At 55.9% G+C, this 23,032-nt stretch carries 15 protein-coding genes; 8 read left to right on the top strand and 7 right to left on the bottom strand.

The window, feature by feature from the left end; genetic code table 11:
* Positions 1 to 121: 121 nt before the first annotated feature.
* The 3 genes from clpB (at position 122) to AC0V6N_RS09960 (ending at position 8,723) form a co-directional block, all read left to right on the top strand.
* Complete coding sequence (clpB, locus tag AC0V6N_RS09970; RefSeq protein WP_486171407.1) at positions 122 to 2,698, top strand: ATP-dependent chaperone ClpB; 2,577 nt, start codon at positions 122 to 124, stop codon at positions 2,696 to 2,698.
* 423 nt (positions 2,699 to 3,121) lie between these two features.
* Positions 3,122 to 6,568: a TonB-dependent receptor domain-containing protein gene (locus AC0V6N_RS09965; RefSeq protein WP_486171406.1), complete on the top strand. Its 3,447-nt coding sequence runs from the start codon at positions 3,122 to 3,124 to the stop codon at positions 6,566 to 6,568.
* A 157-nt stretch (positions 6,569 to 6,725) separates the two neighbouring features.
* Entirely contained in the window at positions 6,726 to 8,723 is a 1,998-nt protein-coding gene (locus AC0V6N_RS09960; protein ID WP_486171405.1) for an alpha/beta hydrolase family protein, read from the top strand.
* Positions 8,724 to 8,830: 107 nt separating this feature from the next.
* Here AC0V6N_RS09960 and AC0V6N_RS09955 read toward each other — a convergent pair whose 3' ends face one another.
* Positions 8,831 to 9,403, bottom strand: coding sequence for a hypothetical protein (locus AC0V6N_RS09955; RefSeq protein WP_486171404.1), 573 nt, complete (start codon positions 9,401 to 9,403; stop codon positions 8,831 to 8,833).
* Positions 9,404 to 9,669: 266 nt separating this feature from the next.
* On the opposite strand from AC0V6N_RS09955, the gene AC0V6N_RS09950 reads away from it, so the two are divergent.
* On the top strand, positions 9,670 to 12,579 hold the full coding sequence (locus AC0V6N_RS09950) for a TonB-dependent receptor domain-containing protein (protein WP_486171403.1): 2,910 nt from the start codon (positions 9,670 to 9,672) through the stop codon (positions 12,577 to 12,579).
* Positions 12,580 to 12,716: 137 nt separating this feature from the next.
* On the opposite strand, the gene AC0V6N_RS09945 is transcribed toward AC0V6N_RS09950, so the two are convergent.
* From AC0V6N_RS09945 to AC0V6N_RS09935, 3 genes are read right to left on the bottom strand one after another with little or no spacing between them, the layout of a single operon-like run.
* On the bottom strand, positions 12,717 to 13,613 hold the full coding sequence (locus AC0V6N_RS09945; RefSeq protein ID WP_486171402.1) for a class I SAM-dependent methyltransferase: 897 nt from the start codon (positions 13,611 to 13,613) through the stop codon (positions 12,717 to 12,719).
* Positions 13,614 to 13,629: 16 nt separating this feature from the next.
* Positions 13,630 to 15,324, bottom strand: a complete 1,695-nt coding sequence (locus AC0V6N_RS09940; protein ID WP_486171401.1) for a putative 2OG-Fe(II) oxygenase — start codon at positions 15,322 to 15,324, stop codon at positions 13,630 to 13,632.
* On the bottom strand, positions 15,321 to 16,052 hold the full coding sequence (locus AC0V6N_RS09935) for a 2OG-Fe(II) oxygenase (RefSeq protein ID WP_486171400.1): 732 nt from the start codon (positions 16,050 to 16,052) through the stop codon (positions 15,321 to 15,323). The genes AC0V6N_RS09940 and AC0V6N_RS09935 overlap by 4 nt, the downstream gene beginning before the upstream one ends.
* 114 nt (positions 16,053 to 16,166) lie before the next feature.
* On the opposite strand from AC0V6N_RS09935, the gene AC0V6N_RS09930 reads away from it, so the two are divergent.
* Positions 16,167 to 17,339 (top strand): acetyl-CoA C-acetyltransferase, encoded by a 1,173-nt coding sequence (locus AC0V6N_RS09930; RefSeq protein WP_486171399.1) that lies wholly within the window; start codon positions 16,167 to 16,169, stop codon positions 17,337 to 17,339.
* Positions 17,340 to 17,366: 27 nt separating this feature from the next.
* A complete protein-coding gene (locus AC0V6N_RS09925; RefSeq protein WP_486171398.1) occupies positions 17,367 to 18,152 on the top strand; it encodes an SDR family NAD(P)-dependent oxidoreductase in 786 nt (261 codons plus the stop codon).
* Positions 18,153 to 18,335: 183 nt separating this feature from the next.
* On the opposite strand, the gene AC0V6N_RS09920 is transcribed toward AC0V6N_RS09925, so the two are convergent.
* Together AC0V6N_RS09920 and AC0V6N_RS09915 are read right to left on the bottom strand one after the other, a co-directional pair.
* On the bottom strand, positions 18,336 to 19,352 hold the full coding sequence (locus AC0V6N_RS09920) for a hypothetical protein (RefSeq protein WP_486171397.1): 1,017 nt from the start codon (positions 19,350 to 19,352) through the stop codon (positions 18,336 to 18,338).
* 128 nt (positions 19,353 to 19,480) lie between these two features.
* Entirely contained in the window at positions 19,481 to 19,927 is a 447-nt protein-coding gene (locus tag AC0V6N_RS09915) for a hypothetical protein (RefSeq protein WP_486171396.1), read from the bottom strand.
* Positions 19,928 to 20,435: 508 nt separating this feature from the next.
* On the opposite strand from AC0V6N_RS09915, the gene AC0V6N_RS09910 reads away from it, so the two are divergent.
* Complete coding sequence (locus tag AC0V6N_RS09910) at positions 20,436 to 21,308, top strand: crotonase/enoyl-CoA hydratase family protein (RefSeq protein WP_486171395.1); 873 nt, start codon at positions 20,436 to 20,438, stop codon at positions 21,306 to 21,308.
* A 119-nt stretch (positions 21,309 to 21,427) separates the two neighbouring features.
* Complete coding sequence (locus tag AC0V6N_RS09905) at positions 21,428 to 21,886, top strand: MarR family winged helix-turn-helix transcriptional regulator (protein WP_486171394.1); 459 nt, start codon at positions 21,428 to 21,430, stop codon at positions 21,884 to 21,886.
* Between the two features lie 128 nt (positions 21,887 to 22,014).
* On the opposite strand, the gene AC0V6N_RS09900 is transcribed toward AC0V6N_RS09905, so the two are convergent.
* Complete coding sequence (locus tag AC0V6N_RS09900; RefSeq protein WP_486171393.1) at positions 22,015 to 23,013, bottom strand: type II secretion system F family protein; 999 nt, start codon at positions 23,011 to 23,013, stop codon at positions 22,015 to 22,017.
* Positions 23,014 to 23,032: the final 19 nt, after the last annotated feature.

Genomic DNA, 23,032 nt, shown 5'->3' with positions numbered 1-23,032 from the left:
CTTGACGTGGATCAATGCGGAACTGGTGATGCGAGGTCAAGCAAGCTTGCAAATACAGAGGCTAGACCTACCTATCTGAGTAACACACCTATCAACTCATGTGCGCTTTAGAGGGACACATATGAATCTCGATAAATTCACCGACCGGGCCAAGGGCTTTTTGCAGAGCGCGCAGACGGTTGCGATCCGGATGGACCACCAACGGATCACGCCGCTGCATCTATTGAAAGCGCTGCTCGAAGACGAAGAGGGCATGGCAGCAGGCCTTATCCAGCGCGCTGGCGGTGAAGCGGCATTGGCGGTGAGCGCGGTTGATATTGGCCTTTCTAAAGTGCCCGTCGTTACCGGTTCCGGCGCGCAGCAAACGCCGGGCCTTGATAATGACACTGTGAAAGTGCTCGACAGCGCTGAACAGCTCGCGGAGAAGGCGGGCGATGCCTATGTGACCGTTGAGCGCTTGCTGACCGCGCTGGCAATTGCGCCCGACTCTACACGTGACGCCATGAAGGCAGCGAGCGTCACGCCGCAGGCTTTGAATTCAGCAATCGAGGATCTTCGTGGCGGTAAGAAAGCCGACAGCGCGAATGCTGAGAGCACTTATGACGCAATGGAGAAATTCGCCCGCGATCTGACCCAAGCTGCGCGCGATGGTAAGCTTGATCCGGTGATTGGCCGCGATGAGGAAATCCGCCGCACGGTTCAGATTTTGGCACGGCGTACCAAGAACAACCCTGCGCTTATCGGTGAGCCGGGCACGGGTAAGACTGCGATTGCGGAAGGTCTCGCGCTGCGCATTGCCAATGGCGATGTGCCCGACAGCTTAAAGGGGCGCACTTTGATGAGCCTTGATATGGGCGCTCTTATTGCCGGCGCGAAATATCGCGGTGAGTTTGAAGAGCGCTTGAAGTCAGTGCTTGATGAAGTGAAGCACGCCGATGGCCAGATCATTTTGTTCATTGATGAGATGCACACGCTGATCGGCGCGGGCGCAAGCGAAGGCTCTATGGATGCCTCCAACTTGCTGAAGCCTGCGCTTTCACGCGGAGAGCTGCACTGCATCGGCGCAACGACGCTCGATGAATATCAAAAATATGTCGAGAAAGACCCTGCGCTGCAACGCAGGTTCCAGATGGTATATATCGATGAGCCGAGCGTTGAGGACACGATCAGCATCCTGCGCGGCATCAAGGACAAGTACGAGCTGCATCACGGTGTGCGGATCACTGATAGTTCAATCGTTGCGGCGGCGAAGCTCTCTGACCGCTACATCCAGAACCGCTTCCTGCCCGACAAGGCCATCGACCTGATGGATGAGGCGGCATCGCGCATTCGGATGGAGGTGGAAAGCAAGCCCGAAGAGATCGAAGCGCTCGACCGCCGGATCATCCAGCTCAAAATCGAGGAATCCGCGCTCACCAAAGAAAATGACGATGCTTCCAAAGATCGGCTGGAAAACCTGCGCAAGGAACTTGCTGAACTGGAGCAAGAAAGCAGCGAGCTGACCACACGCTGGCAGAATGAGCGCGACAAGATCGAGGCCGAAGGCAAGATCAAGGAAGAGCTAGATCATGCGCGGCTTGAACTGGAACAAGCCCAGCGCGAAGGCGACCTCGCCAAAGCTGGCGAGCTTTCTTATGGCACGATCCCGACACTAGAAAAGAAACTCGCCGAAGCGGAAGACCTCACCGAAAACGCATTGCTGCGCGAAGAAGTGACCGAGGAAGACATTGCCAGCGTCGTCAGTCGCTGGACCGGTATCCCCATCGACAAGATGATGGAAGGCGAGCGCGAGAAACTCCTCGAGATGGAGGAAATCCTCGGCAAACGCGTGATCGGTCAGGTGCCGGCCATCGAAGCGGTCTCCAAAGCGGTGCGGCGTGCGCGCGCTGGCCTGCAAGACCCGAACCGTCCGCTTGGCAGCTTCCTGTTCCTCGGCCCGACGGGCGTTGGTAAGACAGAGCTGACCAAGGCGTTGGCAGAATTCCTGTTTGATGATGACCAGGCAATGGTTCGGATCGACATGTCCGAATTTATGGAGAAGCACTCGGTCGCCCGGCTGATCGGCGCGCCTCCGGGCTATGTTGGTTACGACGAAGGCGGCGTCCTTACCGAAGCTGTGCGGCGTCGCCCATATCAGGTGGTGCTATTCGACGAGGTCGAAAAAGCGCACACCGATGTATTCAATGTGCTGCTGCAAGTGCTCGACGATGGGCATCTGACAGACGGGCAGGGACGTCAGGTCGATTTTTCGAACACGCTCATTATCCTTACCTCAAACCTTGGCTCTCAGCATCTTGCGAATATGCCCGATGATGGGAAGGTTGCGGATGTTGAAGACGCCGTGATGGACGTGGTCCGCGGGCATTTCCGCCCCGAATTCCTGAACCGTCTGGATGAGATCATCTTGTTCCACCGTTTGGCGATGGAGCATATGGCGCCGATTGTGAGTATTCAGGTCAAGCGCGTGCAAAAGCTGCTCGATGATCGCAAAATCACGCTCGATTTGTCTGATGCCGCTTTGCGATGGCTTGGCAGGGTTGGTTATGACCCAGTCTACGGTGCCCGCCCGCTCAAACGGGCAGTGCAACGCTACTTGCAAGATCCACTCGCTGAGATGCTGATTGAAGGCAAGGTTAGCGACGGCGCGACGGTCAAGGTCGATGAAGGCGACGGTGAATTGAAGATTGAGGTCGGTTGAGGTCGCTAATTGCGGCTCTCTCGTTAGCGTGGGCCGAGTTGTGACAGAATCACCCCATCTCGGCGTCTAAATCGCATGGAACGCTTTATCCGTCTGTCGACGCAAAATACGTGTTTGACGATTTATTGCGTACAGGCGGGGTGTTTATATGCTTTTTGGAAACCAAAGTGAGAGTAATGTTGCGAGTGCGAAATGCACCCTGTGGGATTCTCGCAACACAAGTGGATAAAGTCGCCTGAACCGCCGTTGCTTTATGAACGGCGCATTTACATTCGCCCCGGTTCTATTGCAGACCTGTGACACCGCAGGGGCTTTGCCGTGCGTCCAAAAGGGGTGTTTACAGCTGCATCGGGGTAAGTTGCAGTTGTTCAAAACAGATTAGGGCCACGGACCAAGGCTTCGGTTGTCGCAACTGGAGTGATCATGAAAAAGTTTCACAGCAATTCAATGAAGGCGCTCGCCTTCTCTGCATCGGCAATTGCATTTGTCGTTGCCGGCCCTGTTCACGCGCAAGACGCCGCTGACGAGGGTCAAGAGGAAGAGGAAGAAGAGCAGGTAGAAATCACGTCAGGCTCGCAAGGTCAGCCTGTCGACGAAGGTATTACCGTTACCGGTTCGCGTATTGTGCGCGACACTTACAGCTCTATCTCGCCGCTTCAGGTTCTGAGCACACGCACAGAGCAAGAAGCTGGTGTTTTCGATCCAACCGCCATTCTGCAGCGCTCTGAAGCTGCTGCCGGTGTCCAAATTGACGCCACTTTCCAGGGCTTCGTCCTTAACAATGGTCCAGGTTCAACCACTCTTGACCTTCGCGGTTTGGGTGCGGACCGTACGCTGCTTCTCATCAATGGTCGCCGTTTGGCGCCTGCTGGTGTGGAAGGTGCTCCGACTTCTCCTTCACTTAACTTGCTGCCAAGCACGCTGATCGAACGCTATGACCTTCTGCTCGACGGCGCGTCATCAGTTTACGGTTCGGATGCTGTTGCCGGTGTAGGTAACGTTATTCTTCGTAAGGACTTTGATGGTCTCGAACTGACTGCCTTTGGTAACATTAACCCACAAGGCGGCGGCGACGATTATACAGTCGGTGCGGCATGGGGCTTCAACACGGATCGCGGTTTCTTTGGCATCGGTGCTGAATACGATTATCGCGACAGCATTCGTCTGAGCGATCGTGACTTCTTCCGTGGTTGTACGACGGCTCTTGACCTCACAACCACTGGCGAGATCCGCCGCCTCGGTATCGACCAGCAAGTGAATGCTCTGGCCGATTCTGGAGGGACAATCACAACCTCGACGAGCGAGTGTACTCAGCAGGGCTTTAACGGTCGTATCATCGTTCCATTCACTTCTGTCGGCTCGATCTATTTTGATCCGACCACCTATGGCACGCAAACCGGTAACTCGGGCATTCCTGGGTTCAGTGAATCGTTCTTCGGTGGTTCTCCTGTTGATGCAGATGGTGACGGCGTTCGCGATCTGGACTTCTTGAACGATTATAACCTCAACGGTGCAAACCCTGAGCAGACGTTCCTGAGCCAACAAGAGCGCTACAACATCCTCGCCTATGGTGAGTACACGTTCCCAGGTGAGGCAAACATCACTCCGTTCTTCGAAGCGATGTACACACGCGCTGAGATTTTCGGTGAGAATGAATTCTTCGCTCAAATCTTCCCGTTTGTGCCTGATAACAACGCGTTCAACCCGTGTAACACAGACGTAACCGGCGTTGATTGCCGTGCCGACACCGAAGCGTCACTGCCCGGTTCTGGCCGTAGCGCATTGGGACCGATTTCGGTTCGCCCGGTTTTCGCTATCGAAGGCGATCGTAACAACACCGACGTTGTTCAAGAGCAATATCGCGGCGTGCTTGGTGTGCGTGGTGACCTGCCCTTTATCGGGTCGAGCTGGACCTTTGAAGCATCAGCGGTTTACTCGCGCGCCGAGGGTACTTCGAATGTTCGCGGTATTCGCGAAGACCGTCTGGCATTGTCGCTGGGTATTGACCCGACCGCCGATTTCGATGGTGACGGCGTCTTCGATAACAACGGTGACGGCATCGCAGATGACTACATTTCTGGTCAGACGATCGGTAACGGTCTGATTTCTCAGATCGTTGGTGACCCGTCAGCAATCACCCCTTGTGATACGGCGGCACTTGCCAACCCGAACGCAGCACTGCCAGATCTGGCTACCGGTTGTGTTCCGGTGAACCTGTTCGCACCAAGCGTTCTGAACTCTGCTCAAGGTAGGTTCGAAACGCAGGCTGAAACGGACTACTTGTTTGGTGATCGTTCATTCGTCACCGTTTATGAGCAAACTGTTCTGAGTGCATTTGTCACTGGTGACCTGTTCGAATTGCCAGCTGGTCCAGTTGGTGTCGTGGTTGGTGCTGAATGGCGCGAAGACTCGATCGACAGCCAAGCAAACGCAATTGCTTCAAACGGTCTGTTCTTCGGCTTCTTCGCTGATAGCGGTGCACAAGGTTCCAAGTGGATCCGTGAAGCATTCGCTGAGGTCGACGTGCCATTGATGGCAGGCAAACCTTGGGTCGAAGAACTGACTGTGAACGTCTCCGGTCGTATCACGGATGAAGAGTTCTACGGCACGAACGGTACGTTCTCGGTCAAAGGTGGCTGGCGTCCGATTTCACCTCTGCTGCTCAAGTTCAGCTATGGTACTTCGTTCCGTGCGCCAAACCTTCGTGAGAACTTCCTTGGCTCGCAAACAGGATTTAACACCCTGTTTGACCCATGCGCCGTTCCAGATGATGCTTTTGATGATGTTAACGGCGTTTATGATCCAACGGGAGAAACCCGCGATCAGACGACGCTCGATAACTGTCTTCGCGAAGGTCGTGACCCAACTACTACTGGTTTGCAGCCTGATCCGGCCGGTGGCGGTTCGCTTCCTCCGATTCAGAACCCGAGCGTTGAAGTTGCACGCGGCGGTAGTCTGACAATCGATCCTGAAACATCACGCTCGATCACCACTGGTTTCTCTTTTGATGATTCAATTGGTGATTTCGACGTGGCTCTCAGCATGAACTATTACGACATCAAGGTGAAAGACGCGATCGTCACACCTAATGCTCAGTTCATTGTCAGCGATTGCTACACTCGCGAGGATCCAACCCGCAGCCCATTCTGTGACCGGATCAGTGTCGCAACAACTGGCGGCCAGTTGGTTTCAGATGTCTTTGCGGGCTTCATCAACTTTGATGAAGAAAGCGTTCGTGGTCTGGACTTCAACCTTCGCGCAGCGAAAGATGTCACGATCGGTGGCGAGCTGTTTGGTCTGAACCTTAACGTCCGTGCCAACCGCTTGATTGAGCGTAGCACTCTCTTCATCGATCCGGACAACCTTCAGCAGACTGCTGATGAAGACGTTGGTGAAGTTGGCTTCCAGAAATGGACTGGCCGCGCGACGCTTTCGGCTGATTGGGAGGACTTCCGTCTCTCTTGGACAACTCGTTATGTCGGTCCATTCGGTCCCGATGAAGATGTTGAGAACCCATTCCGTGATGCCTTCGGCTTCGATGAGAATGGTGACTTCCAGGGCGCAAGCGTAACCTGCCTTGGTGGCGGTTCGCGTGATGCAGCTGGTGTTCCAGATGGTATCGTTGCAGGCGACGGTGTATTCTGTCGTCCGGTTGACTTTGCTGATGAGCAATTCCTGCACACAGCTTCGGTCAGCTATCGCAATGACACCATTGAGGTGATCCTCGGCGTCAGCAACATCTTCGACACTGCACCGCCACAGATCAGCCCATTTGCACCTGGCGTAACCGATATCTCAAACACCGCTTTGGGTGCTGGTTATGACTATAACGGTCGCGAAATCTTCGGATCGATCAACTATCGTTTCTGATCGCTTCTTAGCGAGTTGAAACATGAAAAGAGCGGCCTCTCGGGACTTGCCGAGGGGCCGCTTTTTTGCTTACTATCGCCCTTGCGAGTTTGCCGATTTGGAGGTGACGCAGGTTCGCAGGGGATCCACTGGAAGAACCAACGGGAAGACTTTTACCATGAACTTACTCAAAAAGCCGATTATGGCGGCGATGCTGGGTGTCTCTACGCTCGGTCTAAGTGTAGCAGCCCCTGCAGAAACGCAGGCCACCTCCTCAGTTCCAATCGATGTTTGGGCGCTTCGCGATGTTGTGAACCAGGTTGAAATTTCGCCGGATGGAAAACATCTTCTGGTACACATCAATCCAAGCCGCGATGGCGAGTATCTGCTCCAGATTTTCAAAACAGATGATCTGACGAAGCCATATCGCACGCTGAACGCCGAGCCGATGGAAATCACCAGCGCGACATGGGTCAGCAGTAATGTGATTTTTGGCGGTGCTTGGGAAATCAAGCGCGAAAATGTACGCCGTCAGGAACAAGATGTTCGCAATTACGCGGGCTATTTCTACAATTTGGAAACCAACAAATTCAGCCAGGTGCGTGGCCGCTTCTCGCTTGCTTCGCGGCTTCCAGATGAGCCAGATACCATCCTGATTTCGTCAGGCGCTCCGCCTAACGGCGGTGTTGGTAACGATCCAACGGCGGCGTTCCGTCCAAGCGCGTATTATCGTTTGAACCTCGAAACTGGTGCGCGCCAGCTCGAGCTACGCGGTACGCGCAAATACGCACAAATCCGCTTCGACAGTCAGGGCAATCCACGCACGGCTATTGGGGTGGATTCTGATGGCAACATCATCAATTACTACCGCAAGCCGGGCGAAGGTTCGTGGACGGAGTTTGGTGAGCGACTTGATCAGGATGATCCCGATAACCTCTACACGATGATTGGTGGTTTTCAGGGTGTCGCTGGCCTTCATCATGAAGACCCCAACCTGATTTATGTGATTGAAGCGCGCAACGGTTCAGACAATGCGTCGCTCTGGCTCGTTAACATCGAAACAGGCGAATATGTCGAAGAGATGTTCAAGCCTGAATATGCAGATGTCATGGGCATTGGGACACATTCCATCCCTGGCAACGACAAACTCGCATGGGCGCGTTATCCTGGCGCGAAAATGGAACGCCACTGGTTCGATGAAGAAGAAAAGGCTTTGTACGAAGCCCTCGAAGCGCAGATCCCATATGCGCATCAAATCAGCATTTCATCGCGCTCCTACGATGGCCGTTCGATGGTTGTGACGAACCGTGGTCCACGTGATCCAGGTTCGTTCTGGTTGGTCCAGAACGGCCAGCTCGCTAAGCTTGGCAGCCGCAACCCGCTTATCAATCCTGACCAGCTGTCTGATGTTGAGTTCATTCGTTACCCAGCACGCGACGGTCTGATGATCCCGGGCTATGTTACGAAGCCTGCAGGCGAGGGGCCATTCCCATTGATCGTCCTGCCACATGGTGGGCCGGCGGTTCCCGAAACTGTTACGTATGACGAGTGGGGCCAATTGCTAGCAAGCGCTGGCTACATGGTTCTGCAACCCGGCTATCGCCAAACAGTTGGTTGGGGCAAGCGCCACTTTGATCTTGCCTTGGGTGAGCATGGCGGCGCGATGCAGGATGATAAAGACGACGGTGCGCTCTATTTGGTAGAGCAAGGGCTTGTTGATCCAGATCGTATCGCAATGTTTGGTTGGTCTTATGGTGGCTATGCAGCTTTGGTTGCGGCCGCGCGTGAAGACAATATCTATCAGTGTGCGATTGCTGGCGCTGCCGTGTCGCGACCTGAAATCTGGTACAACGACATCAAGCGCGGCATCAATTCAAAGGCGCTTGATGAATGGTTTCAAACGCGCGGTGTGACGACCGGCACTAACCCCTACAACGAGGTTGAGAAGGTCAACATTCCGCTGCTTATGGTGCATGGTGAAGATGATAGCCGCGTGCTGTACTACCACTTCGAAGACTATAAGAAGGTATTCGAGGAAGCGGGCAAAACCGGCGAATTTGTGACGCTAGATGATGCTGATCACTTCTATGTCACCCTTATGTTCAACCATCAGCAGCAATTTTACACCAAGATGCTCGATTATCTTGCGAACGATTGCGGTCCTGGCGGTCTCTAAACCGTTCGGAAGTCTGCTCTAAAAATGAAAAGGGCCCGGTCCAACGACCGGGCCCTTTTTCGTTGGGCCTCCAATTTATGCTGCGAGCTCTCCGTCTGATCGAAAGGTCATTCGATCCGGCGTCCTTTGATACCGCGACCGCCATTCACTTTAACGAAGTAATAGCCGAGGCTTGCCTTTCGAAATTCGATCCGATCGCCTTCTTTGATTGTGCGATGGCGGCGTGGGACATTCTTCATCTCCCATACGGCCCCTTCGGCGGTTGTGAAGCGCACATGCTTGTTTGTCAGGTAGCGAACACTCGCAATAGTTGTTTCAAAGCTCTCGTTTTCATCTTCTTCGCCATCATCGCCGCTGAACAGGCCGATGCGTGGCAAGCTGAATCCGAACAGGCTGCGACGGGTCTCTCGCACGTCCTCGCGATCAACAACTTGCACGTCCCCTTCGTCGCTTGCCGTAACAATATTAGCCACCGCCGCATCAAAACACGCAAGACGTGATGAATTTTCGGTTAAAGACTGGCAGCTTCGAAGCGCTTCTAGATAGTCTTCGGTCGCTTCGTTGGAATCATCTTGCCCGTAGGCTGGTGCTGCAGCGGCCGCGAATAGGCCCAAAACAAGTGCAGATTTTGCGGTAGCGGAGCGAAAACGGCGTCCTGCTGAAAAACTCGATTTTGCCACGTTTTGCTCTCCTATTGCGCGGATTTCCGGGGTTTCGGCGAAGGCGCGTCTGCTGTCAATCCCGCCGCATTGGGGCATCTGAGAATGCAATGGAGACTGCTGATACAGCACTGTAGCGGGAATGTCACAGGTCGAAACGAACCTGCAACATCGTGTATCACAGTGATTGCGAAGCATCGCTGCGTTATAATAGAGGCGCAATATGCGAGTATTGGCTCGTGAGAGAAGTGTGCGCCATTTTGGCGTACATACCCAAGGGGACTGAAATGAACCGCTTTAGCAAGGGTACCCTCCTGGCTGGCACCGTTATGGCAGGCGCCATGATTGCCACCCCAGCATATGCCCAAGATTCTGAAACCAACGAAGGTGCGGAAGAAAGCAACCGCATCGTCGTAACCGGCTCGCGCATTCAGCGCCGCAACGTCGAAACTGCTGCCCCCGTTGCAGTTGTTGACGCTGAGGAGTTCGCGCTTTCTGGTACGGTCAACGTTGAAAACGTCGTCAACACCCTCCCGCAGGTTGTTCCAGGCACGACTTCATTCTCGAACAACCCTGGTAACGGCACCGCTTCGCTGAACCTTCGTGGTCTCGGCGCGAACCGTAACCTGCTGCTGGTCAATGGCCGCCGCTGGATGTTCTATGATACCAACCAAATCACTGACCTTAACACCATTCCGCAGTTCCTTCTGGAATCTGTTGATGTTGTGACCGGTGGTGCATCGGCCGTTTACGGTTCAGACGCGCTTGCTGGTGTTGTCAACTTCCGCATCAAGGAACTTGAAGGCGTTGAAATCGGTGGTCAGTACTCGATCACGGAAGAAGGCGACGGCGCTCGCTATCAGATCCACGGTGCGATCGGTTCCGATTTCGCTGATGGTCGTGGTAACGTCACGGTCTTTGGTGAATACTTCAATCGTGAAGAGATCTTCCAAGGCGATCGTCCGTTCTCGTTCTTCGCACTTGGTGGCAGCCCGCTTCGTCAGCTGGGTTCATCGCTTCCGCCTGAAACACGTCTCACGTATCAGGGTGATGCCGACACAGTTGGTTCACCATTCGATTCATCAGTCGATGGCAACCCATTCGCGACTTTCAACCCAGGTGGTCAGATCCGCGAATATGAGAACCCAGGCGATTTGTATAACTATGCGCCTGTGAACTACCTGCAGCTGCCGCAAGAGCGCTATCTGCTTGGTGGTAACGCAAGCTACGAAATTTCGAGCAGTCTCGAAGTTTACACCGAGCTTGCATACAGCAACAACCGTGTCGACGCTGAGCTTGCTCCAACGCCGATCCTGGTAAACACCTTCCTCGACATTGACGCTCTTGAAACGAACGGTTTTGTCGACGCTGCAACGATCGCTGCTTTCCGCGCGCTCGACGCAGGTGAAACCGGTGCTGACCAGAATAACGGTCAAATCGACGTTCAGGTTCGTCGTCGTCTTCTCGAAGCTGGCGGCCGTCGCAACCTTGACGAGCGTAACGCATTCCGCGTTCTTGCGGGTGCTCGCGGTGACATCACCGACTACCTTCAGTATGACGCGTATTACATGTTCTCACGGACACGTAACTCGAACATCCAAGAAGGTAACGCTTCCGTTTCACGCTTCACAGCAGGTATTAACGGTACTGGTGATACCCCACTGAACATCTTCGGTCTCAACACACTGACACCGGAAATGGTTGATGCGTTCCGCATTCAGGCACAGAACGGTGACATCTCGACCCTCGAAGTGGTCTCTGGTGTTATCTCTGGTACCTTTGGTGACTACGCACTTGGTGCAGCGGAGCCTATCGGTTTTGCTGTTGGTGCGGAGCATCGTGCAGTTAGCTCACGCTTCATCCCTGACGAATTCCTCGCATCAGGCGACGTTGCTGGCTTTAACGCCGGTGAGCCAACCGAAGGTGGTTACAGCGTTGATGAGATCTTCGCTGAGATCAACATTCCTTACGAAACCGAAAGCGGCATGCGTTTCGAAGTTAACGGCGCTGCTCGTTACTCCGACTACTCGCTTGACGCTGTTGGTGGTGTTTGGACCTACGCCGGTGGCGCCCAGTTCAGCCCGATCCCTGATATCACATTCCGTGGTCAGTATCAGCGCGCTGTTCGTGCACCGAACGTAAACGAGCTGTTCCAGGGTACCGCTATTGGCTTCCCAGGTGCAAATGACCCATGTGCTGGTGACGGCATGGCAGGTAACGCTCCGGTTCCAACCGGCGCTCTGCTTGCTCTGTGTCAGGCAAATGGTGTTCCAGCTGGCAACATCGGCAACAACGCCGTTCTGCAGCCAGATGGTCAGATCGCTGCGTTGTTTGGTGGTAACCCATTCCTTCAGGAAGAAACCTCAGACAGCTACAGCTTCGGTGTCGTTCTGCAGCCAGAGTTCATCCCTGGTCTGACGATCACGGCTGACTACTTCGATATCACTATCGATGATGCGATCACCACGATCAGCCTGCAGCAGGCTCTTGACCTGTGCTTTAACGTTGCACAGGACTTGACCGATCCACGTTGCTTGACCTTTGTCGGTACACGTGACGCGCAGGGTGCATTTGGCCGTGACAATCCACCGGTCCTTGGTGGTGCGAACATCGCTGAATTCAGCACTTCTGGTATCGACCTTCAGATCAACTATGGCATGGACATGGCGTTTGGTCTGTTCAGCGAAGATGGCTCACGTATCGATCTCCAGTTCCTCGGAACTTGGACTGAATCAAACGATACGCGTCCTGATGCGTCTGACCCGACCCAAATCGACCGTTGTGCTGGCCGCTTTGGTCTGACCTGTGGCGAGCCGCAGTCTTCCTTCAAGTGGACTTCGCGCTTCAACTGGTCTGATGGTCCGGTGACTACGTCGGTTCGCTGGCGTCACCTTTCAGCCGTAAACGATGATACCGATGTCGAAGATAACTTCGTCGAGCGTATTAGCGCCTACGACCTGATCGACCTCACCTTCAACTTTGATGCAACAGACAACCTGACGCTGTCGCTTGGTGTGAACAACCTGTTCAACACCTTGCCTTCAACGCCAGAGTTCGATGCAGCTGGTAACGTGATCAACGACACCAACTCGCTGTTGCTTGGTGACTTCAACAACGGTGAACAGTCGAACACCTACCCAAGCACTTACGACGTGCTTGGCCGTGACTTCTTCGTCTCGGCACTGTTCCGCTTCTAATCGGACTTGGATCCCCGGCTTCGCGGCCGGGGATGCACGCAAGAAAATGGGCGTCAGACTTCAGGTCTGGCGCCCTTTTTCTTTTCGGCAAACAGGCGGCTTGATTGCGGCATCGACCGCTCTAGCCAGACCGGTCTTCAACTAAAGGTGATGAAGTCGGCAAGCTCACGGCCAGATGGCTCTTTGAGTGAATTGGTTTGCTGCACTTTGAGATCATAGGAACCAAAGGCAGAGATGATCTGCTCGCGCGCATCTGCTGTCTTACAAGCCTTCGCCAGTGATTTGATCCGGCCAAGTTCGTTTTGTGCTTGGCTCTCGATCATGCCAATCGTCTCTGTGATTGAGCCTATCCCTGCGCTCCTACCCATTAGGCAAGAACGACGAATGGCCTCGGGAATTTCCCAAGCAGGCGACTGCTGACCGAACTTTTCCGCACCCTCGCGCGCTACTTTGTCAGCGAGTTTTGCGGCATGATCGATCGCTGATGGCCCCTTTTTCAGAGCGGACTTGACCTTGCGCGCAATAGCCTTGCCTTGCAGCGCCCAGCTAAGCTCGCGCTTGCGCTTCATATTATGCTCAAGGATGGGGCCATCACCCCGGTGTACGATTAGGCCGACCTTGCCATGCGGCGCGAGCACGCGGGCGATCTCGGTCGAAACGGCGCTGACATCGCCGTATTCAAACCCGAACTGGCTTACCACAGCGTCAAATGCATCCGCCTCAAAGGGCAGCGTCTCCATCGCGATGCCGCCTTGCGTCTTCGTGCCGGGAGGAGCTGGGGGAAGCTTTGGCGCAAGGTCAATGCCCTCAAGATCAAGGTCGCCGCGCATCTGCTTCATCCAGCGCAGAACGCGTCCATCGCCGGTCGCAAGGTCAAGGACCCGCGCATTCTCAGGCAGGTCCGCCACAAAGTCTTGCCATGCAGTGATCTGCGCCTTCTCAATCGCGGCCCAGCGTGCGGGCAAGCAGCCACCATCGGTTCCGCCGGCATTGTTGGCCCAGAAATCGCCCCATGCTTTTGCATCGTCGCTCATCGCATCGCCCTTAGCGTCATGAAGCCACGACGTCGAATGCCACCGTCATTCTTTCAGCAGATCCGAACGCTGTCGTCCCGTGGTACAGCGTCGAGGGAAACAGCGCGAGATGACCGACAACGGGCTCAATCGCGCGGATCGGTGGCAGATCAAGTCCAAGATCGGGTGGAGGACGCCCAACTTCGAGCCATCCCTGTTGCTCTGGACCGTGTGCTTCTTGTGGCACGACCAGATACATTGCCGAGGAAATCACGCCCAATGGATGGATATGGGATGTGTGGTAATCACCGCCTCCAGTCAGCCGCACGGACCATGATCCGGCGAGCTTCCATGCGGTGTCGCGGTGGCGCAGCAGCGGATGGGTTGCGTCGTGTGTAGGAAGGCCCGCGCGATACGCCTCCAGCGTTCTGAGTATTGCCTCATGCAGCTCAGCCAGTAAGGGCTCGGTGCGGTGAAACAGGATGCCGCGTGTCTGCGTCCCCCCACGCAAACTTTGCCCTAAAGGCATGGCAGAGCCAGCATGGAGCGTGCGCAGTTCCTGTGTCACATCCTCGATCAGACCATCGCGCCCGATCAGAGGGCGGAACTGCACCAGTCCTGCCTGTTCGTGAAGCCATTGTGCGCGATCATCGCCCGAAAGCCGCCAGACTATCCCTCGCAATGCCCATGCCGATATGTCCCATGGATTGTTGGCGAGCACATCTTTCAGCAGGGCCTCAGCCCGGCCCAGCTCGCTGCGCCTGATACGGTGCCGCGCTTCGTGTAATGCGCGCATTGGCATGGCTTTGGGCAGTTTCGTAAACAGCGCCTCGGCCCGCTCCCAATCCCCCGCCGTGCCGCAGTGAACCGCTTCGAGCAGAGCAAAGTGCGGCTCGTTAGGAAAGCGCGCCTGTGCCTCTCTTGCGACCTCAGCCGCCTCGGCGGAGCGATCAACGCCTGCCAGCGCTTCTGCATGGGCGGAGGGGATGTTGGGGTCTTGGGGCGCTTTGGCCGCTGCTTCGCGGTAAGGGGCCGCAAAATCATCCTCGCCCGCCGCCAGTTTCAAACCGGATAGGAATGTGAGCGCTGCGATAAAGCCCGGGGCCTGCGTGCAAATCTGCTCTGCCACGGTGCGCGCGCCCATCACATCGCCTGCCACGTCCAGCGCCTGCGCCTTGCCCAGCCACAGATCGGCATCGCCCGGATTGATGCTGAGTGCGGTGTCGAACCGTTGCAAAGCGTCCGCCTCACCCCTTTCAATCGCCACGCGCGCACGCCCATGTAAAGCGCGCGGATGCCGCGGCTCCATCGCAAGCACTGTGTCATACCAATGCGCTGCGTCAGAAAGCTGGCCGAGCGAACGGTGAGAGAGCGCGCGAGTGCTGCCATAGCGCGGTACGGTCTTGCCCTGTTGCTCATGGCGCGCGAGCAGAGCAAGCACCTCGCCATGCCGCTCCAGCCGTTGGAGTGCGATTGCGTGGTTGAGCGCGAAGTCGAGGACGGTCGGCGCGAGCTCACACGCACGCGCAAAATGCGCTTCCGCCACACTGGCCTCGTTGGCTTTTAGCGCAAGGCTACCGGCGCTGTCCGCCAAGGCCGCATCAGCAGGATGATCGCGCCGGGCTTGCTCTGCCACTGCGCGGGCAGAGGCGAGGTCGTTTGATTGCATCGCTATGCGTATGCGAGTCATCGCCTCGGTAGCAGAGAGTATCCCGGTGGAAGACCCGTTCATTGCGTGCGCAGCCACCCAGTCACAGCGATCCGGCCAACAGGCGCAAAGGGCGGGACATAACTCACCGCATGGGACGTTGGCACTTTGAACAGGTTTAGCGCGTTGAAACGTGGGCGAAACCCTTCGACCACGTCGCCTTCATCGTCGAGAAACATCAGATAGCCGCCCCAATCCGGATGCCAGTCAGGCGGCGCAAAGTTGAGCACATAGGCCACCTCCCACCCTTCGGCGACATGGCTGTCTATATGCCTGCCAAGATAGTGATTGGGCGCAAACAAGGTTGCCTGCCCGTCAGCCTTTATCAGCGTGTCGATCCCGGTGATTTCCCGCGCCAAGCCCAGAAATTCGTCTGCATTAAGATGTTCGAGCAGGATTTCATGCGGGCTGTCTTGCTCCCAGCCTTCCTGAATAGCGGTTAGGATCGGGTAGTGGGCAAAGCGAAAGCCATATTCACCCTTGGCCGAGTTTTCCTGCGCTTGCATGGCAGCGGCATTCACACGCTCAGCCCCTCCAGGTGCGCGCACTTCCTCCATGCGAAAGCTTTGGCGGTTTTCATCACCAGCGCCGGTTGCCATGCCCCACGGAGTGCCTTTGGTGAGAACGGTCAAAATCTCGCGCGCAGCATCTTCGGTCAAAACATCGCGAACCTGCACACGGCCCGTTTCGGCAAAGCGCTTTGCCAGCGCTGTGCGGTCTAGATCCGGGTTCAATTCAAATAGAGTTTTCATGGTGGAGATACCGATAGCCACCATCACCCCTAAAAGGCCAGTTGATTTGCAGCTTCACCTCCCATAGGTCAGTTGCAAATAGCGACGTTTACGTAAACGAGAGGATCCCGACCCATGACCACAGCCTATATCGTCGATGCCGTTCGCACCGCAGGGGGGCGCCGTGGTGGGCGTCTTGCTGGTGTTCACCCAGTTGATCTGCTTGCGAAGTCTTTGGACGCCGTCGTGGGACGCAGCGGGATTGATCCGACCGCGATTGATGATGTGGTGACAGGCTGCGTTTCCCAAGCGGGTGAGCAGGGCGGACAGGTTGGCCGTATGGGCGTGCTCGCCTCAAAGCTGTTGCCGCAAAGCACTCCGGCTGTGTCGATTGACCGTCAGTGCGGCAGCTCTCAGCAGGCGATCCAGTTTGCAGCACAGGCCGTGATGAGCGGAACGCAAGACGTGGTGATAGCCAGCGGCGTTGAAAGCATGACCCGCGTGCCGATGGGTTCGAACATGACGCTGCACATGAAAGAGGGGCTCGGACACTACATGTCGCCCGGCGTTCAGGAGAAGTATCCAAACATCCAGTTCAGCCAGTTTATGGGCGCAGAGATGATCGCGAAAAAGCACGGCATGAGCAAAGATCAGCTCGATGCCTTCGCTTTTGAAAGCCACAAGCGCGCGATAGCGGCGACTGAGGCAGGCGCGTTTGAAAATGAGATTGTCCCGATCGAGATCGAAACACCCGAAGGAACCGAAATGCACACGGTGGATGAGGGCATCCGCTTTGACGCGACGTTGGATGGGATTGCTGGCGTTAAGCTGATCTCGCCCGAAGGCATGGTCACAGCCGCCTCTGCCAGCCAGATTTGCGATGGCTCTTCGGCGGTGTTGGTCGTGTCGGAAGAAGCGCTCAAAACCCATGGCCTCACCCCAATGGCGCGCATTCACAATCTGACTGTGACAGCGGGCGATCCGGTCATCATGCTGGAAGAGCCGCTATTCGCGACTGACAAGGCGCTGCAACGTGCGGGTCTGACCATCAACGATATCGACCTATACGAAGTCAACGAAGCTTTTGCCCCTGTGCCGATGGCTTGGCTGAAGCACACTGGCGCTGACCCTGAAAAGCTGAACGTCCATGGCGGCGCGATTGCACTGGGCCACCCGCTGGGCGCATCGGGCACAAAGCTGATGGCGACGCTCGTCCACGCGCTAAAGCGGCATGACAAGAAATACGGCCTTCAAACAATGTGCGAAGGCGGCGGCGTTGCGAACGTCACGATTATTGAATCTGTCTGATTAGAACTTTTGAGAGGAAGCTTAGAAATGGAAGTATCTGCAAACACACCGGCCGTCGTCACAGGCGGCGCATCTGGTCTTGGCGCGGCAACCGCGCGCGCACTCGCAGCCAAAGGCGCGAAGGTCGCGATCTTCGACATGAACGAAGAAAAGGGCGAGGCGATGGCTGCTGAAATCGGCGGCATCTTCTGCAAGGTCAATGTGACCAGCGATGAAGACGTGGATGCAGGCTTTGCCAAAGCACGCGAAGCCCACGGTCAAGAGCGTATCCTCGTGAACTGCGCTGGTATCGGCAACGCGATCAAGACTGCCAGCCGCGACAAGCAATCAGGCGAGATCAAGCATTTCCCGATCAGTGCGTTTGACTTTGTCATTCAGGTGAACCTGATCGGCACCTTCCGCTGCATCGCCAAATCAGCAGCGGGCATGATGACGCTCGATCCAATCAATGAAGACGGTGCACGCGGCGCGATGGTCAACACCGCCTCTGTCGCTGCAGAAGACGGTCAGATGGGCCAAGCAGCATACTCAGCCTCCAAAGGCGGCGTTGTCGGCATGACCCTTCCAATCGCGCGCGACCTGATGCGCGAAGGCATCCGGGTAAACACGATCCTGCCAGGTATCTTTGAAACCCCGCTGATGAATGCAGCTCCGCCGCAGGTCAAAGAAGCGCTTGCCGCGTCTGTGCCATTCCCGAAGCGTCTTGGCATGCCAGAGGAATATGCAAAGCTTGCCATGACCATGATCGAAACCGGGTATTTCAACGGTGAAGACGTGCGTCTCGACGGTGCAATCCGCATGGCGCCAAGGTAAGCTCATGCGGTCAGGCCAAACGGCCTGATCCTCTGCCGTAGCCACCCGCTCCCTCCGCCCTTCCACCCGGATCGTACTCCGGAGTGATAATCCGGGTGGAAGGGCGGAGGGAGCGGGTGGCTTGGGCCAACCTACGAAAACACTCATCCCCGCTGCTCTCCCATTATGGGCGAGGGGCGGGGATCAGTTTTGGGGCGGGCTGAACAGCGTTTGTTTGAGGGGAACATCGCCGCCCATTTGGCTCGCAATCACGCCGATCCACTCGCCAACCTGCGCGATTTCCTCCAGCACATTGGCATCCGGCTCAACGCGGTCAGCGCGCTCGCCTGAGGCGACTTTGCTGCCGAGTTTGGAGTGGCTTGAAAACACCGCTGATTGCGCGGCATCCTCTGCGAGCGCCCCCGCATCAGCAATCCCTGCAAGGTTTAGCGCGGCTTGCAATGTGGCTGTGCGTTGATGCTGGAACACATCGCCATCCAAAACGCGCAAGCGGGGGCCAAACGGGCTTTTCAGAAGCGTCGCAAAGTAGTTCTGGTTGAGCAGCCATGCGAGGCCCGCAGCCTGCAAATCGGACATCGTGAACTGCTCGCGCCCGTCCATGCCGAAATCCATCCCGGTATAGCTCTGCAATTCCAGATAGAGATTTCGGCCCCAGCGCCGCCCATGCATGCCCTTACTCACCACGCTTTTGAGGAATGTCTCAAGCGGGTTCGTCATCAGGATTGCGTGCGCATTAGGAAAGGCTTGCAGGATGTGCGGGATCAGCCGGTTTGAATGGTTGGTCGGCTTGATAAAGACCGCCTGCTCATCCCCTCGCTTGCGAGCGAGCAGCCGTGTTGTGGGCCCCACCAATGGATTGCCGGCCTCGCCTGCGCCTGAAAGGTTCGCATAGATCGCAGGTTCGGCCATGCCGAGGCTGATGCCGGGAATATTGAGCGCCTTTGCCAGCAGCGTCGAACGACAAAATGCGGTGTGAAAGATGAAGTGGACGGGAAGGGGTTGTGCGGCCTCCATCGCGGTCAATTCATCCAAAGGGATACGCGCCTGATCAGCGCCGGAGGAAGGCTGAATATCCGCCAGAAAGCCTGGCTGCGCAAACTGCTCTGATGGGACTTTGAGGAAGTCCGCCTGCCGCGCTGCAAAGTCAATCCGGTGCGGGATCCATTGCGGGTCTGCCTGAATTGCTGCGACTGTGCTCATATGAAACCTCTACCCAATCGCTAGATTGCCGCAAAGCGCAATTGCAATGCTCGATCTGGATGAGAGGCTTGGGCGATGTTGGATGCTCTTGAACGCCCTGAATGCTAAGCCACAGAAATGCGGATGTACTACCCAACTTCGCCGATGAAGTCGCGTGGATAGGCGGGGCGGGTGGTGTATTCGGGGCGGAATAGACGTCCGCCATTTACAATGACCGGATGGCCATCCTCCCATTGCGCGAATTGACCGATCACATAGTGCTCACCTGCGGCGGGGCGCTCCACACTCCCGCAGCTTGTTACCATCGGCAGGGCAATCGCAATTCTGCCGACCCCGTTTTCCGAGGCATCATGGACCTGAAGAAATTCGGTCTGGCGGATGTTGTTGGCGAACTGACGCTCGCTGATTGTGATTTTGAGCTGCACCATCCCATCTGGCAGGTCTGAGGCGGGCTCTGCATGAGTAAAGGAGGTGCGGGTTTCGAACTGGATGCCCTGACATGCCGCCGCCGGATCCGCGGATGCCAGCACTCCTGAAGCAATCAAAATTGACGCGAAGTGTTTCGCACGGCCCATAATGCTCTCTCCAACAACTGTGAAAGCGAATTAGATGCAATCTGCTGACAGCTTGATGAACCGATCTAAAAGTCGAACATTTTCAGATTTTTAGCTCTGAGTAACTCATTCAATTCTCCCAGCAGCGCGATCGAGCCCTTGCAAACGGTTGTCCTGCATCTCAGCGATGACAACGTCAGTTTGAGTCTCCCATGGGCGGCGGGGATTTGCCCATTTGCTGCAGGTAGACGGGAATGCGCCAGTGGCACTGTGACAAAGTCGGAGCGTGCACTCCCATCGCTTTCCTACCCCTAGCGAATTTCCTAGGATGGCTTGTGAAGAATGCAGGATATGGCCAAGCTGCAAAAAAGCGTGGTGATTTGGAAAGTCACAGTTAGGATGTGCGAAATTGTGAATGGTTGCGTGAAAGGCACTGAAAATAATGGGTTTTCATTGCTCAATCATGCATTTTCGTTTTTTCTAAAGCACCCCCTTTCGTGGTCCACGCGCATGCAAGAGAGGAACCTCAATGACTGACTACACCCAGATCATCGTCGATAAGGCTGATGGCATTGCGACCATCACGCTGAACCGCCCTGACAAGATGAATGCCTATACCCGCACGATGGGGGCCGAGATCATGGCAGCGATGGACGATATTGACGCTGATGATGCGGTGCGCGCGGTGATCTTCACAGGCGGCGGAGAGCGTGCGTTTTGCGCAGGCGCAGACCTGACGCCAGAGGGCGGCGGCCACGTCTTCTCTGATCCCAATGAGGTCAGTGACCTGTCTGATGAACGCGTGCGAGATGGGGGAGGGCTCCTGACGCTGCGGCTATTTGAAAGCCAAAAACCATTGATCAGCGCGTGCAACGGTGTGGCTGTTGGTGTGGGTGCGACGATGCAGCTGGCGATGGATATCCGCTTGGCGGCGTCCCATGCGCGCTATGGCTTCGTGTTCGCCCGGCGTGGCATCGTTCCTGAGGCGGCATCAAGCTGGTTCCTGCCGCGCATCGTGGGTATCAGCCAAGCGCTTGAATGGTGCTATTCGGGCAGGGTCTTCGATGCGGAAGAGGCCAAGGCAGGCGGGCTGGTGCGGTCTATCCATGCGCCAGACGAATTGCTGTATGCTGCGCGCAGCATCGCCTCTGAAATCGCAGAGAACACCTCGGCTGTCTCGGTCGCGCTGACGCGGCAGATGATGTACCGGCTGGCGAGTGCAGATCACCCGATGGAAGCCCACAAGATCGACAGCCGCGCCATCTATCGCCTGTCTCGCGGTGAAGATGCGAAAGAAGGGATCGCGAGCTTTCTGGAGAAGCGCAAACCGATGTATCCGGCCAAGGTCAGCGAAGATATGCCTGACTTCTACCCATGGTGGGAAGAGCGCGGATACAAGTGAGCGGCGTATAGCGGTGGGAACCAAACTTGAATCAAACTGGTTGCATGCGTTACTAGTCGCAAATGACTGAGATGACGCCCCTTAAGAGCAATTCTTCAAGTTTCACCAGACGTGCAGATATGACCAGCAAATTTCAACTCTCCGGTTTCCTCCCTTATCAGCTCTCCATTGCATCCAACGCGGTTAGCAGCCTGATCGCAGAGCGCTATCGCAAGCGGTTTGGCCTAAAGGTAACAGAGTGGCGGGTGATGGCGGTGCTAGGCGATGCTCAAATGCGCGGAGGGCGCCTGACGCAGCGCGACCTTGCCGAAGTGACCCTGATGGACAAGGTGGCGGTGAACCGCGCTTGCAAGGTGCTTGAAGAGCGTGCGTTGATCACACGGGTGGTGAATGAGCAAGACGGCCGATCTCACCTGCTAGAGCTGACGGAAGAAGGCTTAGGCATCTACCGCGAGGTGATGCCCGTTGCCAAAGAGATCGAACGTGAGTTGTTCGATGGCTTTGATGCAGCCGAAGAAACGGCTCTGCGCACGATGCTCGAACGGATGCGAGAGCGCGCGGCCAAACTTGCAGGCTAGGCTCTGCCTGTAACCTCCTGGCCCGCGTGCACCAGGAGGCAAAAACGGGGCCGATCCGCGCCTATTGGATCGACCCCGTTACTCACCTGTAATCGGTGAAAGTGCTTTCCTACTCGTAGCTCTGCGGATTACTCCTTGTTGATCAGAGCATCGGAGATCGAGCAGGCCGCCGGGCCAAGAATAACGATAAACAAAACCGGCAGAATAAACAGAATGAGCGGCACTGTCATAATGGCTGGCAGACGCGCAGCCTTCTCTTCAGCGCGCATCATACGCTCGTTACGGAATTCGGCAGACAGAACGCGCAGGGCAGAGGCCAGCGGCGTACCATAGCGTTCGGTTTGGACCATGGTGGTGACCACGCCTTTGACCGCTTCGAGATCAACGCGATAGGCGAGGTTGTCGAACGCCTGCTTACGCTCGTTGAGGAACGAAAGCTCAATGGCGGTCAGAGCAAATTCGTCACCCAGCTCAGGGTAAGCCCGGCCCAATTCCTTAGCAACGCGGTTGAACGCAGCATCAACGGTCAGACCAGCTTCTGCACAGATGACGAGAAGGTCGAGTGCGTCTGGAAGACCCTTTTGGATTTCCAAGGTGCGCTTTGATGCCTTGTTCGACAGATAAAGCTCTGGTCCTTTGTAGCCCAGGAACACAACGGCCGCGAGCGAGAAGAGCTTATACATATCGCTCTCAAACTCGAAGTAGTTGATCAGGTAGAAGACTACGAAGCCAATGATCCCAAAGACAACGGGCAGCACAGCGCGAAGGCCGATGATGATAACCGCAAGCTCTTTGTTCCGATAACCAGCATGAGCTAGCTTTTGCTGAACAATCGCAATTTGGCTCTCCTGCAAGACATTCATCTTGTCGAGCGAGCCTTTGACCTTGTCGGTCGTGTCAGATTTGCGCACCAGCGAGGCGCGCTTCTTGCTGCCACCGGTGATGATGCCGGCTTTCAACTCGTCGCGGCGCTCATTGAGCGATTTGACGCGCTTGGCCATCGGATCCTTAATCGTGATGGCGGCATAGATCGCCATCAACACGGCGAAAGCTGCGAGCCCCGCCAGGATCGATCCGACCATGATTACATCAAAGCCGAGCAGTGTGGGTCCGGGTGTCTGGTTCATGATACTCTATTGCCCCCGG

It is taken from the genome of Erythrobacter sp. S57(2025) (assembly GCF_057365055.1).
The sequence above is the reverse complement of the archived record's forward strand: the minus strand, read 5'-3'. Positions and strand labels throughout refer to the sequence as shown.

What these genes read in the sequence shown, in the direction of transcription:
- AC0V6N_RS09925 (WP_486171398.1), top strand. Translation starts at nt 17,367, where the DNA reads ATGGAAGTATCTGCAAACACACCGGCCGTCGTCACAGGCGGCGCATCT.
- AC0V6N_RS09950 (WP_486171403.1), top strand. Translation starts at nt 9,670, where the DNA reads ATGAACCGCTTTAGCAAGGGTACCCTCCTGGCTGGCACCGTTATGGCA.
- AC0V6N_RS09930 (WP_486171399.1), top strand. Translation starts at nt 16,167, where the DNA reads ATGACCACAGCCTATATCGTCGATGCCGTTCGCACCGCAGGGGGGCGC.
- AC0V6N_RS09910 (WP_486171395.1), top strand. Translation starts at nt 20,436, where the DNA reads ATGACTGACTACACCCAGATCATCGTCGATAAGGCTGATGGCATTGCG.
- AC0V6N_RS09945 (WP_486171402.1), bottom strand. Translation starts at nt 13,613, where the DNA reads ATGAGCGACGATGCAAAAGCATGGGGCGATTTCTGGGCCAACAATGCC.
- clpB (WP_486171407.1), top strand. Translation starts at nt 122, where the DNA reads ATGAATCTCGATAAATTCACCGACCGGGCCAAGGGCTTTTTGCAGAGC.
- AC0V6N_RS09905 (WP_486171394.1), top strand. Translation starts at nt 21,428, where the DNA reads ATGACCAGCAAATTTCAACTCTCCGGTTTCCTCCCTTATCAGCTCTCC.
- AC0V6N_RS09915 (WP_486171396.1), bottom strand. Translation starts at nt 19,927, where the DNA reads ATGGGCCGTGCGAAACACTTCGCGTCAATTTTGATTGCTTCAGGAGTG.
- AC0V6N_RS09940 (WP_486171401.1), bottom strand. Translation starts at nt 15,324, where the DNA reads ATGAACGGGTCTTCCACCGGGATACTCTCTGCTACCGAGGCGATGACT.
- AC0V6N_RS09900 (WP_486171393.1), bottom strand. Translation starts at nt 23,013, where the DNA reads ATGAACCAGACACCCGGACCCACACTGCTCGGCTTTGATGTAATCATG.
- AC0V6N_RS09965 (WP_486171406.1), top strand. Translation starts at nt 3,122, where the DNA reads ATGAAAAAGTTTCACAGCAATTCAATGAAGGCGCTCGCCTTCTCTGCA.
- AC0V6N_RS09920 (WP_486171397.1), bottom strand. Translation starts at nt 19,352, where the DNA reads ATGAGCACAGTCGCAGCAATTCAGGCAGACCCGCAATGGATCCCGCAC.
- AC0V6N_RS09960 (WP_486171405.1), top strand. Translation starts at nt 6,726, where the DNA reads ATGAACTTACTCAAAAAGCCGATTATGGCGGCGATGCTGGGTGTCTCT.
- AC0V6N_RS09935 (WP_486171400.1), bottom strand. Translation starts at nt 16,052, where the DNA reads ATGAAAACTCTATTTGAATTGAACCCGGATCTAGACCGCACAGCGCTG.